This is a genomic window from Streptomyces sp. NPDC002536 (genome assembly GCF_053594995.1).
Genome location: NZ_JBSFWU010000042.1, coordinates 24547 through 38037, shown reverse-complemented (window position 1 = coordinate 38037; position 13491 = coordinate 24547). Strand labels below are relative to the sequence as shown.

14 protein-coding genes and 1 pseudogene are annotated in these 13491 nt (G+C 73.2%); 12 read left to right on the top strand and 3 right to left on the bottom strand.

What is annotated here, in order from left to right:
- Positions 1-1026 carry an SAM-dependent methyltransferase gene (locus tag ACWD4B_RS17500; RefSeq protein ID WP_451421553.1) on the bottom strand — a complete coding sequence of 342 codons (1026 nt, stop codon included), beginning with the start codon at positions 1024-1026 and terminating at the stop codon, positions 1-3.
- Between the two features lie 121 nt (positions 1027-1147).
- Here ACWD4B_RS17500 and ACWD4B_RS17495 point away from each other — a divergent pair, with 121 nt between their 5' ends.
- Both ACWD4B_RS17495 and ACWD4B_RS17490 read left to right on the top strand, forming a co-directional pair.
- The gene (locus ACWD4B_RS17495) at positions 1148-2347 is read left to right on the top strand and encodes a sensor histidine kinase (RefSeq protein WP_451421568.1); all 1200 of its coding nucleotides are present in this window, start codon (positions 1148-1150) and stop codon (positions 2345-2347) included.
- 71 nt (positions 2348-2418) lie between these two features.
- Entirely contained in the window at positions 2419-3096 is a 678-nt protein-coding gene (locus tag ACWD4B_RS17490; protein ID WP_451421552.1) for a response regulator, read from the top strand.
- A gap of 3 nt (positions 3097-3099) precedes the next feature.
- Here the strand turns inward: ACWD4B_RS17490 and ACWD4B_RS17485 are convergent, their stop codons facing one another.
- Entirely contained in the window at positions 3100-4218 is a 1119-nt protein-coding gene (locus ACWD4B_RS17485; RefSeq protein ID WP_336410750.1) for a DUF5937 family protein, read from the bottom strand.
- A 99-nt stretch (positions 4219-4317) separates the two neighbouring features.
- On the opposite strand from ACWD4B_RS17485, the gene ACWD4B_RS17480 reads away from it, so the two are divergent.
- Positions 4318-4632 (top strand): hypothetical protein, encoded by a 315-nt coding sequence (locus tag ACWD4B_RS17480; RefSeq protein ID WP_451421551.1) that lies wholly within the window; start codon positions 4318-4320, stop codon positions 4630-4632.
- On the opposite strand, the gene ACWD4B_RS17475 is transcribed toward ACWD4B_RS17480, so the two are convergent.
- On the bottom strand, positions 4552-5769 hold the full coding sequence (locus tag ACWD4B_RS17475) for a threonine aldolase family protein (RefSeq protein WP_451421550.1): 1218 nt from the start codon (positions 5767-5769) through the stop codon (positions 4552-4554). The genes ACWD4B_RS17480 and ACWD4B_RS17475 overlap by 81 nt on opposite strands.
- A gap of 161 nt (positions 5770-5930) precedes the next feature.
- Between ACWD4B_RS17475 and ACWD4B_RS17470 the strand changes: the two genes are divergently transcribed.
- From ACWD4B_RS17470 to ACWD4B_RS17430, 9 genes and pseudogenes are all read left to right on the top strand, one after another.
- Complete coding sequence (locus ACWD4B_RS17470) at positions 5931-6851, top strand: Rossmann-like and DUF2520 domain-containing protein (RefSeq protein WP_451421549.1); 921 nt, start codon at positions 5931-5933, stop codon at positions 6849-6851.
- Complete coding sequence (panC, locus tag ACWD4B_RS17465) at positions 6848-7726, top strand: pantoate--beta-alanine ligase (RefSeq protein WP_451421548.1); 879 nt, start codon at positions 6848-6850, stop codon at positions 7724-7726. Before ACWD4B_RS17470 ends, panC begins: the two co-directional genes overlap by 4 nt.
- Positions 7723-9402, top strand: a pseudogene (locus ACWD4B_RS17460) (L-aspartate oxidase); the annotation flags it as partial. The gene panC and the pseudogene ACWD4B_RS17460, both read left to right, overlap by 4 nt.
- Positions 9403-9414: 12 nt before the next feature.
- On the top strand, positions 9415-10410 hold the full coding sequence (gene nadC, locus ACWD4B_RS17455; protein WP_451421567.1) for a carboxylating nicotinate-nucleotide diphosphorylase: 996 nt from the start codon (positions 9415-9417) through the stop codon (positions 10408-10410).
- Complete coding sequence (locus tag ACWD4B_RS17450; protein WP_171083702.1) at positions 10410-11207, top strand: type III pantothenate kinase; 798 nt, start codon at positions 10410-10412, stop codon at positions 11205-11207. Before nadC ends, ACWD4B_RS17450 begins: the two co-directional genes overlap by 1 nt.
- Positions 11208-11406: 199 nt before the next feature.
- A complete protein-coding gene (locus ACWD4B_RS17445) occupies positions 11407-12090 on the top strand; it encodes a hypothetical protein (protein WP_451421547.1) in 684 nt (227 codons plus the stop codon).
- A gap of 95 nt (positions 12091-12185) precedes the next feature.
- Positions 12186-12365, top strand: a complete 180-nt coding sequence (locus ACWD4B_RS17440) for a hypothetical protein (protein ID WP_227723055.1) — start codon at positions 12186-12188, stop codon at positions 12363-12365.
- Positions 12366-12494: 129 nt separating this feature from the next.
- Entirely contained in the window at positions 12495-12890 is a 396-nt protein-coding gene (locus tag ACWD4B_RS17435) for a BlaI/MecI/CopY family transcriptional regulator (RefSeq protein WP_390776840.1), read from the top strand.
- Between the two features lie 9 nt (positions 12891-12899).
- Positions 12900-13436 (top strand): amino-acid N-acetyltransferase, encoded by a 537-nt coding sequence (locus tag ACWD4B_RS17430; protein ID WP_451421546.1) that lies wholly within the window; start codon positions 12900-12902, stop codon positions 13434-13436.
- The last annotated feature ends 55 nt before the right edge of the window (positions 13437-13491 follow it).

Here is a 13491-nt window from a genome sequence, read left to right as displayed (position 1 = left end):
TCAGCTGTCCCCGGCACCCGCGCCCAGCACGTCCGCGCAGGCCGGCCCGACCGGCTGGAGCAGCCAGCCGAAGCTGCCCAGGCCGCCGGGGGAGGTCAGCTCCGTCGCCTCGCCGGCCGCGCCGAGCGCCCGTACGTAGGCGGCCGGGTCGGACGAGGCGAGCGAGAGCGGCGGGCGGCGGCCGTCGACGCCGAGCGCGCGCAGCGCCTCGCGCTGGCTGAGCACCGAGGCGCCCGGGCCCGCGCAGGCGTCGAGCGCCACGTGCGCGGTGATGTCGCACGAGCCGTCGGGCACCGGCCGCACCTCGCGGCCCTCGCGGAAGCCGGCCAGGGTGCCGAACGGCGGCCGCGCGGCGCGCTCGTGGGCGTAGTCCACGGCGACGGCCAGCCCTGCCCGCAGTCCGCCCACGGCCCGGGCCCAGGCGGCGTCGCGGGGGCGGCCGATCTCGGCCCGGCTGCCGGGCGGGGCGCCCTCCAGCGGCCACCAGCGCTCCAGCCAGGCGGCGTCCTCCCCGGCGACCGGGTCGCCCAGCAGCTCCTCGCCGTCGGGGCGGACCAGGACCCGGCGGGCCGTGCCCGCGCCGTCCGCCTCGGCGACGTCGAGCGGCACGTTGTCCAGCCACTCGTTGGCGAACAGCAGGCCTTCCGTCCCCGTCGGGGGTTCGTCCAGCCAGGTGATGCGCCCGTCCAGCCCGGCGGGCCGGTCCGCGAGCTCCACGGCGTACGGGCGCAGCCGCCCGGCCAGCTCCGGCGGGCACCGGTCGAGCACGCTCGTGACGAGCTCCCCGCGCCCCGCGCCCATATCGGTGAACGCCAGCTCCGCCGGGTGCCCGAGCGCGGCGTCGACGCGGCGCAGCAGCTCCACGACCGCGCCCGCGAAGAGCGGGGAGGCGTGCACCGAGGTGCGGAAGTGACCGGCCGGGCCCTCGGGGCGGCGGTAGAAGCCGCCGGGGCCGTACAGTGCGGCCTCCGCCGCCTCCCGCCACGGCAGCCACGACGGGTCGGGCCTGGTCCTCTCGCTTCCCATAGGCACACCGTATGCGCGCACGGCGGTCCCGGTGCCTCCACCTTGGGGAGTAGAGGAGGAGTCGACGGATCGATCGTCCGGTTGACCCCGGCACGTACCCGACGTGCCTACGCTGGGTGACGTGCAGCGCCTCTACGACTTCCTCCGCAGACACCCCACGGGGGTGGACAGCTTCTGGGCTCTCCTGCTGTTGATGTTCAGCGCCCTGTCCATCGCAGAGGGGGGCAGCAAGGGGCCGACCGCCGCCAAGATCGTCGCGGCGTTCGCGCTGTGCACGGTGATCGCCCTGCGGCGGCGGGCGCCGGAGAAGATGCTGCTGCTGGCGGCCGCGGTCGGCGTGGGCCAGGTGGTCACCGGTGCCTCGGCGGACGTCTCCGACTTCGCGATGCTCGTGATCGTCTACACCGTGGCGTCCGGCGGCACCCGCTGGGCCTCCCGGTTCGCCCTGATCGCGGGCCTGCTCGCGCCCACGATCGCCGCCCTCCGCTGGCCGGAGCCGCACCAGTCGGTGCCCGGCCAGGTGATAGGGACGGTCTTCGTCACCGTGCCCTTCCTGCTTGCCTGGGTGCTGGGCGACTCCATGCGGACCCGGCGCGCCTACTGGGCCCAGCTGGAGGAGCGCGCCGAGCGGCTGGAGAAGGAGCGCGAGCAGCAGTCGCGGATGGCCGTGACCGCCGAACGCGCCCGCATCGCCCGTGAACTGCACGACGTGGTCGCGCACAACGTGTCCGTGATGGTGGTCCAGGCGGACGGCGCCGCCTACGTCCTGGACTCCTCGCCCGAGCAGGCCAAACAGGCACTGGAGACGATCTCCGGCACCGGCCGCCAGGCGCTGACGGAGATGCGCCGACTGCTGGGCGTGCTGCGCACCGAGGAGGGCTCGGGGGAGGGCGGCGAGTACGTCCCGCAGCCCGACGTGGAGCAGATCGGCGATCTGGTCGAACAGGTGCGGGGCGCCGGGATGCCGGTGGAGTTCAAGGTCGAGGGCGCGCCCCGCCCGCTGCCCAGCGGCGTGGAGCTGACGGCCTACCGGATCGTGCAGGAAGCGCTCACCAACACCCGCAAGCACGGCGGACCGGGCGTCGGGGCGAGCGTGCAGCTGACCTACTTCGACGACGGGCTGGGGCTGCTCGTCGAGGACGACGGCCGGGGCGCACAGCACGAGCTCTACGAGTCCGGGGGCGCGGACGGCATGGGCCACGGCCTGATCGGCATGCGCGAGCGGGTCGGCATGGTCGGCGGCACCCTGGACGCGGGGCCGCGGCCCGGCGGCGGCTTCCGGATCAGCGTGCTGCTGCCGATCAAACCGGGCGGCCGGTGACGGCAGGATTCTGTGAACGTGTCAAAGAGCAATGATCCGAATGATCTGAACGGCAGAGAAAAGGAACCCGCATGTCGATCCGCGTGATGCTCGTCGACGACCAGGTGCTGCTGCGCACCGGCTTCCGCATGGTGCTGGCGGCCCAGCCCGACATGGAGGTCGTCGCCGAGGCCGGGGACGGCGTGGAGGCGCTCGAGGCGCTGGTCGGCACGGCCGTGGACGTGGTCCTGATGGACGTCCGGATGCCGCGGCTGGACGGGGTCGAGGCGACCCGCCGCATCTGCGCCCAGGAGAACCCGCCGAAGGTGCTGATCCTCACCACCTTCGACCTCGACGAATACGCCTTCTCCGCTCTCAAGGCCGGTGCGAGCGGCTTCATGCTCAAGGACGTGCCGCCGGGCGAACTGCTGGGCGCCATCCGGTCCGTGCACAGCGGCGACGCCGTGGTCGCCCCGAGCACCACCCGCCGGCTGCTGGACCGCTTCACACCCATGCTGCCGAGCACCGCCAACGAGCCGACGAGCGCCGAGCTGGGCCGGCTGACCGAGCGCGAGCGCGAGGTGATGCTCCTGGTGGCCCAGGGGCTGTCCAACGGCGAGATCGCGGCGCGGCTGGTGCTGTCGGAGGCCACCGTGAAGACCCATGTGGGCCGCATCCTCACCAAGCTGGGGCTGCGGGACCGGGTCCAGGTCGTGGTGATGGCCTACGAGAGCGGCCTGGTACGGGCCGGGGGCGGCGGGCTGCAGTAGCGGTCAGCGCAGCACCCCCTCCAGGAAGTCGCTGCCCAGCCGGGCCACCACGGTCAGGTCCAGCTGGTGCAGCACGTAGCGGCCGCGGCGGCGGGTGGTGATCAGCCCGGCCTTCTTCAGCACGGCCACGTGCCGCGAGACCTCGGGTGCGGTGATGCCGTTCGCCGCCGCCAGCTCGCTCGTGGTGAAGGCGGCGCGGGCCAGGTAGCGGCACATCCGCATGCGCATCGGGTGGGCCAGGGCGTCCAGCCGCCGCTGGAGCAGGTCCAGCGCGGCGGGGCCGGGGAGCTCGGGCGCGGCCACCGGGTACTGGACGACCGGGCGCCAGCCGGGCGCGTGCAGCACCAGCAGGTGCGGCCAGCCGACGGAGGACGGGACGAACGTGACACCCGCGCCGACGGCCGGGTCGAGGGCCGTGGTGCGCCCGCTGCCTATCTTGTCGACGCTGATCCGGCTGCCGTCCGCCTCCAGGGACACCGCCGCCGAGACCTGGGCCATCGCCTCGGCGAGGCCCTTGTGGCGGAGGACCTCCGCCTTGTGCCGCGCGTCGGCGGCCAGTTGGACCCGCACCCGCTGCCACAGGTCGTCGAAGAACGCCTCCGCGCAGTCCTCGAACAGGCGGCGGATCCAGGCCCGCACCGTCGGCGGATCCTCCAGGAGCCGCCGGGCGAAGGCCAGTTGCCGAGGGCCACGTGCCGTGGCCCGCTCCAGGGCCTCCGCACGGGCCGCGGGGTCGGACAGCGGCGACGGGCCGCCCTGGCTGTACCGCTGGGTGCAGGAGATCTCCAGGGCGGCGTTGACGTAGATGTCGTCGTCGAGCCGGTCGAGGATGTCCAGGTCCTCGGCGAGCGTGGCGCCGGGCCTGCCGTGCGTGCCGGGTACGGCCGCGAACGGCATGGAGATGTCCGAGAAGGTCGAGCTCCACAGGAAGTCGGCCTCGCACAGCCGGTCCGCGAGGTCCGGTTTCAGGGAGGCGTTCGTCGCGGTCGTCCAGCCGTGCAGCCCGGGGTGGTGCCCCGGCTCGGCCAGAGCGTGCAGCGAGGCGCACAGCTCGGCCAGGGGCGACGGGCCGAACACGAGGCGCTCGGGCGGCAGCCCGGCGATGTCGATCGTCACGCTCATGAGCTCATCGTGCCTCTCTTCTCCGCAGGTCGGGCCGTCGATTGACGGTCCTGGTCAATCCAGGTGCGGGGGCTTTCCGGGCGCCGCACGGTGGAATGCATGAACGCGATCCAGCAGCACATGCTCGACCTCCACCGCGCCGCCCGCCACCACGAGCCCGCACCGCCCGCGCCGGGCACCGGCGAGGCGCAGGCCGTCCGCGAATTCCTCACCTGGCGGCGCTTCCGGGCCGTCGTCGACGAGCGCACCGCCGCCCGCCGCGCACGGTGGTCCGCTCTGCTCGGTCTGCTGCGGCCGGGCCGGCGCGCCGCCGCTGCCGTCGTGCACCGCCCGTCAGCCGCGCAGCCCGTCCGCCCGCTCCAGCAGGGCGCAGACCGCGTCCCGGACGTCTGCGGGCGTCCAGTCCAGCGCTGACGCGGCGACCGTGACCTCGGTGACCGCCATGCCGGGTACCGGCGCTCCGGACCAGCGGTTGAACACCCAGGTGCCGGTCTCCTCCGCGAACCGCACCCCGGCCTCCTCCAGCACCTCGGCCGGATACGGCAGCCACACCTGGAACTGGTGGGTGTGCGGCTCCTCCGGATGCACCCGGAACCAGGGCACTCCGGCGGCGCGGAAGGCCTCCTCCAGGGCCCGGGCCACGACCTTCGCGTGCGCCACGTACGACGGCAGCCGCGGCAGCTCGCGGTCCAGCCCGGCCAGCGCGGCGAGCGCCGCGGGCCACTGCTGGAACAGCTGCCCGCCGTACCGGTGCCGCCAGGCGACGGCCTCCTCGATCAGCGAGGCCGGGCCCGCGAGCGCGGCTCCCGATATGCCGCCGAGCGACTTGTAGAAGGACACGTACACCGAGTCGGCCAGGCCCGCCAGCTCCGGCAGCCCGACCCCGAAGTGCTCCGCGCACTCCCACAGCCGCGCCCCGTCGAAGTGGACCACCGCGTCCCGCTCGCGGGCCGCCTCCACGACCTCGCAGAGCTCCTCCCACGTGGGCAGCAGGAAGCCGGGCTCGCGCAGCGGCAGCTCCAGGGCAAGGGTCCCGAAGGGCTCCTCCAGCTCCCGCACCTCCGCCGCCGTGGGCGGCCGGGGCTCCTGCGTGGTGTGCACCGCGCGCAACCCGCTGAGCTGCGCATACGCTCTCCGCTCGTGCATCTCCAGATGGGACAGCGGATGCATGGCCACCGCATTGCCGCCCGTGCGCCCCGCCCAGCAGCGCAGCGCCACCTGCTGGGCCATCGTCCCCGTGGGGAAGAACGCGGCCGCTTCCGTGCCCAGCAGCTCCGCCACCCGCCGCTCCAGCTCGGCGACCACCCCGTCCCCGTAGATGTCCGGCCATTCGGCCAGGTCGTACGCGTCCGGCGCTTCGGCCGCCAGCCGCGCCAGCCGCTCGCCGAGCCGTTCCTTGAACGGGCTCGCCGAGAGCATCCGCTCCGCGCCGTGCAGCGCCGCCAGTCTGCGGGCGCGGTCCACACCCGCGCCCGTGCTGTCCCCGCCCGCGCCGTCCGTACTCGTACCGTCCGTACTCGTACCGTCCGTCTTCGCACCGTCGTCGGTCATGGGCCGATCATCGCGCACCGGCCCGACACCCGGCCGGAGTTATCCACAGGGCCGCCCCGGTCATCGGATAGTCGGACCGGAGGGGCGCGGGGGCACTCGCGTAGCATGACAAAGGAATCGTCCGGTACCCCCGCGGACTGGAACGGAAGGCATCCCGCCGCGTGAACGCACACCTTTCCTCGGAGCACCCGAGCCCCCAGGACCGCCCCGCCCGGCTCACCGTCGGCGTCGTCGGCGCGGGCCGGGTCGGCCCCGCACTGGCCGCCTCGCTCCAGCTCGCCGGGCACCGCCCGGTCGCCGTGTCCGGCGTCTCCGACGCCTCCCGGCGGCGCGCGGAGGCCATGCTCCCCGGCGTCCCCGTGATGACGCCCGCCGAAGTACTGGCGCACGCCGAGCTCGTCCTGCTCACCGTCCCCGACGACGCCCTGCCCGGCCTCGTCGCCGGCCTCGCCGAGACCGGCGCGGTCCGCCCGGGGCAGCTCCTCGTGCACACCTCGGGGCGGCACGGCACCGCCGTCCTGGACCCCGCCCGGCGGGCCGGCGCCCTGCCGCTGGCCCTGCACCCGGCGATGACCTTCACCGGCACCCCGGTCGACGTCCAGCGGCTGGCCGGGTGCTCCTTCGGTGTCACGGCCCCCGAGGAGCTGCGGCTGGCCGCCGAGGCGCTGGTCATCGAGATGGGCGGCGAGCCCGAGTGGATCGAGGAGGCCGCGCGCCCGCTCTATCACGCGGCCCTCGCCATCGGCGCCAACCACCTCGTCACCCTGGTCGCCCAGGCCATGGAGCTGCTGCGCACGGCCGGCGTGGAGCACCCCGACCGGATGCTCGGCCCGCTCCTCGGCGCCGCCCTCGACAACGCCCTGCGCAGCGGCGACGCCGCCCTCACCGGGCCCGTCGCCCGCGGCGACGCGGGCACGGTGGCCGCCCACGTCGCGGAGCTGCGCGCCCACGCGCCCCAGGCCGTCGCCGGGTACCTGGCGATGGCCCGCACCACCGCGGACCGCGCCCTCGCGCACGGCCTGCTCAAGCCGGAACTGGCGGAGGACCTGCTCGGCGTCCTCGCGGACGGAGGCAACAAGTGACCACCCCCCGACTCGCCCGTACGGCAGCGGAGCTCCACGGGCCGCCGCGCAGCGGCCGTCGCGCCGTCGTGATGACCATGGGTGCCCTGCACGAGGGCCACGCGACCCTGATCCGCACCGCCCGCGAACTGGTCGGCGCGGACGGCGAGGTGGTCGTCACGGTCTTCGTCAACCCGCTGCAGTTCGGCCCCGGCGAGGACCTCGAGCGCTACCCGCGCACCCTCGACGCCGACTTCGCCGTCGCCGGAAAGGCGGGCGCGGACGCCGTGTTCGCCCCCGCCGCCGACGAGGTCTACCCCGGTGGCGAGCCCCAGGTCCGCGTCACGGCAGGGCCGATGGGCGAGCGGCTCGAAGGCGCCTTCCGCCCGGGCCACTTCGACGGCATGCTCACGGTCGTCGCCAAGCTGCTGCACCTGACGCTCCCGGACGTCGCCCTGTTCGGTCAGAAGGACGCACAGCAACTCGCCCTGATCCGCCGCATGGTGCGCGACCTGAACTTCCCCGTCGAGATCGTGGCCGTCCCCACGGTCCGCGAGGCCGACGGGCTGGCCCTCTCCAGCCGCAACCGCTATCTCTCCGACGCCGACCGCGCCTCCGCGCTCGAGCTGTCGCGCGCCCTGCTCGCCGCCCACAACGTCGTCGAACTCGGCCCGGGCGCCGTCCGGCACGCTGCTCACGTCGTCCTGCACGCGGCCGCGCAGATGACGCCGCCGGTCGACCTCGACTACCTCGCCCTCGTCGACCCGGCGGACTTCACCGAAGTCCCCGACGACTACACCGGCGAGGCCGTCCTCGCCGTCGCCGCCAAGGTGGGCACCACTCGTCTGATCGACAACATGCCTCTCGTCTTCGGGGCGTTCGGAGAAGACCGATGACCGGTATACGCCTGCATGCGCCCCGCCCCGGCTGGTCGGTCGACGCCGACGTCGTCGTGGTGGGCTCCGGCGTCGCCGGACTCACCATCGCGCTGCGCTGCGCAGCGGCCGGGCAGAAGGTCACCGTCGTCACCAAGGCCCGCCTGGACGACGGTTCGACGCGCTGGGCGCAGGGCGGCATCGCGGCCGCCCTCGGCGAGGGCGACTCCCCCGGGCAGCACTTGGACGACACCCTCGTCGCCGGTGCGGGCCTGTGCGACGAGGACGCCGTGCGCACGCTGGTCACCGAAGGCCCCGACGCCGTCCGCAGACTCATCGCCACCGGCGCGCAGTTCGACACCGACGACGTCACCGGCGAGATCCTGCTGACCCGCGAGGGCGGTCACCACCGCCGCCGCATCGCCCACGCAGGCGGCGACGCCACCGGCGCGGAGATCTCCCGGGCACTGGTCGAGGCCGTGCGGGCCGCGGGCATCAAGACCATCGAGCACGCGCTGGTCCTCGACCTCCTCAAGGACGTGGACGGCCGGGCCGCGGGCGTCTCCCTGCACGTGATGGGCGAGGGACAGAACGACGGCGTCGGCGCCGTACGGGCCGGAGCGGTCGTCCTGGCGACCGGCGGCATGGGTCAGGTGTTCTCCGCGACCACCAACCCGGCCGTCTCCACGGGCGACGGCGTGGCGCTCGCCCTCCGCGCCGGCGCGGAGATCTCGGACCTGGAGTTCGTCCAGTTCCATCCGACCGTCCTGTGGCTCGGTCCCGGGTCCGAGGGCCAGCAGCCGCTCGTCTCGGAGGCAGTGCGCGGCGAAGGCGCCCACCTCGTCGACGCCGACGGCCACCGCTTCATGGTCGGTCAGCACGAACTCGCCGAGCTGGCACCGCGCGACATCGTCGCCAAGGGCATCATGCGGCGCATGCAGGAGACCGGCGCGGAGCACATGTTCCTCGACGCCCGGCACTTCGGCGCGCAGATGTGGGAGCACCGCTTCCCCACCATCCTGGCGGCCTGCCGGTCGCACGACATCGACCCGGTCACCGAGCCCATACCGGTGGCCCCGGCCGCGCACTACGCCTCCGGCGGCGTGCGGACGGATCTGTACGGGCGGACGACGGTTCCCGGGCTGTACGCGTGCGGCGAGGTGGCGTGCACCGGCGTGCACGGTGCGAACCGGCTGGCGTCCAACTCCCTGCTGGAAGGGCTGGTGTTCGCCGAGCGGATCGCCTCCGACATCGGCACGTCCGCCGTCGCCGCGGAGGGCCGGGAGCCGGCGGACGAGGCCGTCCCGGCGTCGTGCCTCGTCACCCCCGAGGCCCGTCGGGCCGTCCAGCGCATCATGACCGCCGGCGCGGGCGTCCTGCGCTCCGCAGAGAGTCTGAGCACGGCGGCGGAGCAGCTGGAGCGGCTCCACGCCGACTGCGCCGCCCCGCCGGAAGCCGCCGGCACCGAGAGCTGGGAGGCCACCAACCTCCTGCTCGTCGCCCGCGTCCTGGTCGCCGCTGCGCTCCGCCGGGAGGAGACCCGCGGCTGCCACTGGCGCGAGGACCGGCCCGACCGCGACGACCCCGCCTGGCGCCGCCACCTGCTGGTGACGCTCGGCCCCGACCGCACCCTCGCGGTCTCCACCACCGGGACGGCCGCCTTTCCGCCCGTAACCTCCGCTGCCACCGAGGAGAAGCACGTGAGCACCATGTCCGGCACCCCCGAGGAACTTCCGCTGCACCAGATCGGTGAGGAGGCGGCCGGCTGCGGCGCCGGCTGCGCCTGCGGCGAGGCGGACGCCGAGGCCATGGAGTGCGGCCTCGACCCCGACCTCTCCGCGCTCCTGGCCGCTGCAGGACTGGACCCGCTGCAGATCGAGGACATCGCCCACCTCGCCATCGACGAGGACCTGGACGGCGGCAAGGACATCACCACCTTCGCCACCATTCCCCACGACGCCGTCGCCGCCGCCGACTTCACCGCCCGGGAGGCGGGCACCGTCGCCGGGCTGCGCATCGCCGAGGCGATCCTGTCCGTCGTGTGCACCGAGGAGTTCGAGGTCGAGCGGCACGTCGAGGACGGCGACCGGGTGGAGGCCGGCCAGAAACTTCTGACCGTCCGGACGCACACACGCGACCTGCTGACCGGCGAGCGCAGCGCGCTCAACATCCTGTGCCACCTGTCGGGCATCGCCACCGCCACGAGCGCCTGGACCGACGTGCTGGAGGGCACCAAGGCCGCCGTCCGCGACACCCGCAAGACCACGGTCGGCCTGCGCGCCCTGGAGAAGTACGCGGTGCGGTGCGGCGGTGGCGTCAACCACCGCATGTCGCTGTCGGACGCCGCACTCATCAAGGACAACCACGTCATCGCCGCGGGCGGCGTCGCGGAGGCGTTCAAGGCCGTGCGGGAGCAGTTCCCGGACGTGGCGATCGAGGTTGAGGTGGACCGGATCGACCAGATCCCGCCGATCCTCGCCGAGGGCGCGGAGCTGATCCTGCTGGACAACTTCACCCCCGAGCAGACCCGCGAGGCCGTCGAACTCGTCGCAGGGCGCGCCCTCCTGGAGTCCTCCGGGCGGCTCACCCTCGACAACGCCCGCGCCTACGCCGAGGCGGGCGTCGACTTCCTCGCCGTCGGGGCGCTCACCCACTCCTCCCCGATCCTCGACATCGGGCTGGACCTCCGGGAAGAAGCCGTCTGATGCTGCTCACCATCGACGTCGGCAACACCCACACCGTCCTCGGCCTGTTCGACGGCGAGGACATCGTGGAGCATTGGCGCATCTCCACGGACGCCCGCCGCACGGCCGACGAACTGGCCGTGCTCATCCAGGGACTGATGGGCCGGCACCCGCTGCTCGGCGACGAACTGGGCGAGGGCATCGAGGGCATCGCCATCTGCTCGACCGTCCCGTCCGTCCTGCACGAGCTGCGCGAGGTGACCCGCCGCTACTACGGCGACGTGCCGGCGATCCTCGTCGAGCCGGGCGTGAAGACGGGGGTGCCGATCCTGATGGACAACCCCAAGGAGGTCGGCGCCGACCGCATCATCAACGCGGTCGCCGCCGTCGAGCTCTACGGCGGGCCGTGCGTGGTCGTCGACTTCGGGACGGCCACCACGTTCGACGCGGTGAGCGCGCGCGGGGAGTACGTCGGCGGCGTGATCGCCCCCGGCATCGAGATCTCGGTGGAGGCGCTGGGCGTCCGGGGCGCCCAGCTGCGCAAGATCGAGCTGGCCCGGCCGCGCAGCGTCATCGGCAAGAACACCGTCGAGGCCATGCAGTCGGGCATCCTCTACGGCTTCACGGGCCAGGTCGACGGGGTCGTGAACCGGATGGCGCGGGAGCTGGCCGACGACCCGGACGACGTGACGGTCATCGCGACGGGCGGACTCGCACCGATGGTGCTGGGCGAGGCGTCGGTGATCGACGAGCACGAACCGTGGCTCACGCTGATCGGTCTGCGCCTGGTCTACGAGCGCAACGTCTCGCGCACGTAATCCGCTCCGGAGCGGATCCGGAGCCGATCCGGATCCTGTCCGGGAACGTTCCGGGCGCTGCTCGGCATTCGAGGGTATTCGGCGGCATTCGCGCCCGGGACATTTGCGGGGGAACCCGGCTCCGGCCGGGTTCCGGCGCATGCCACGCCGAAATGACGGAATATGCCAAAATTGTCCGTTTAGCACTTAAAGTCGGTCCATGCCCACGCCTTATGGATCCCGCGGCGGCATGGCGTTCAGCGCGGACGAGCTGCGCATTGTGCGTCGTGCCCTCGCCATCGCACTCCGGCCCCACTCCGTCCTCCGGCACCCCGGCCCCGCGCGGGCCGAGGAGGTGCGGGACTGCCTCCGGCTCGCCGAAGCCGTGGACGAGGCGGCCCACGAGGGCGACAGGCTGCGCGCCTTCCTCCTCGCCGACCTCGCCCGCTACCGCTCCGCCCTGCCCGGGGCCGCTCCCGGCTATCTGGAGCGCCTCCAGGACGCCCTGGCGGCGGGCTGCCGGCCCGGCGCGGAGGACGTCGCCGCACTGCGCACGCTCTGCGCGGCCGCGTCCGGCAGGGCCGAGGCGGGCCGCCGCACGGCGCTGCTGCAGCGCTGCGAACGTCTGACGCAGGCCGCCGTGCCGGCCTCGCGCACGGACGGCGCGCCGGTGGCACGGCGCACCCGGCTGCTGGCCCTGCCGGGCGGGCGGGCGGCGCCGCAGGAGGCGGACGGGCCCAAGCCCGGCGCCCGGCCCGCCGCGCCGGAGAAGCCTGCGGAGAAACCCGCGGCGCCACCGGCCCCGTCCCGCCCCGACCGCCCCATTCCGACCCCCGGCGAGGTGTTTCCGCCGCGCCGCAAGCCCGCCCCTCCGCCGACGGGCCTGACGGCCCGGCTCGCCTGAGGGGCCTCGCGGAGATCTCCGCGGCCGTGCGCGTAATCTGGACGGGTCGCTCAGCAACCGGAGCATTCCAGACCCATCAGAAGGAGCCGACGGCCATGGACTATGTCGCCGCGCTGGTCCCGCCCGTGGTGATGGCGGTGGCTTTCATCGCGCTGATCGTGACGATCGTCAAGAGCCAGGGCGGTGCGAACAAGGCCAAGGAGGACGCCGCCGTCGACGCCGCGTTCGCCCGTGCCGAGGCCGCACGACAGCCGGCCGAGGGCTCCGGGGCCTGAGGGCCCCGGCCCGCACGGGCCTCCGCTCTGCACAGGGCGTACGTTCCGGGAGGGAATTTCCCGGAACGTACGCCCTTTTTGCTGCCGCGATAAACCGGCATTCGAGACATCTCCCACTATTATTCGCGTGTGGTTCGACGCCTGGGTGAACTGGAAGACGCCGTGATGACGCGCGTGTGGGAGTGGAACCGGCCGGTCACTGTTCGGGAAGTCCTCGAGGACCTTCAGCAGGAACGGTCCATCGCCTACACGACCGTGATGACCGTAATGGACAACCTGTATCAGAAGGGCTGGCTGCGGCGGGAAGCCGAAGGCCGGGCCTATCGATATGAGGCGGTCTCGAACCGGGCGGCGTACTCGGCCGCACTGATGAACGAAGCCTGGTCGGTCAGCGACAACCCGGCGGCCGCCCTCGTCGCCTTCTTCGGCATGATGTCGGCCGAACAACGCGAGGCCCTGCGCGATGCGATCCGGGTCGTCCAACTCGACGGGCCCGGCGAGACCCCCGGCACGCCGGGACGATAGCGTCCGGCTGTGTCCACTGCATCTGTCAAGGCTGCTCTATCAAATGCCGTCACCGTCCGTCGGGCCCGGACCAGCGATGTGCCCGCGGTGCGCGAGCTCATCAACACCTACGCCCGCGACCGCATCCTCCTCGACAAAGCCACGGTGACGCTTTACGAGGACATCCAGGAGTTCTGGGTCGCCGAGCGCGACGAGGACGGTACTGTCATCGCGTGCGGTGCACTGCATGTGATGTGGGAAGACCTCGCCGAGGTCCGCACTCTCGCCGTCGACCCGGACGTCCGGGGTGCGGGAGTCGGGCACCAGGTACTGGACAAGCTGTTGCGGACGGCCCGCTGGATCGGCGTGCGGCGCATTTTCTGCCTCACCTTCGAAGTCGACTTCTTCACGAAGCACGGCTTCGTCGAGATCGGTGAGACCCCGGTGGACGGTGATGTCTACAGCGAGCTGCTGCGTTCCTATGACGAGGGCGTTGCCGAGTTCCTGGGTCTCGAACGAGTGAAGCCGAACACCCTTGGCAACAGCCGGATGCTTCTGCATCTGTGAAGCGCGGTCCCTATGTCCGAATCGCGCCCCTATCGTGCGGGCCCGGAAGGCATCG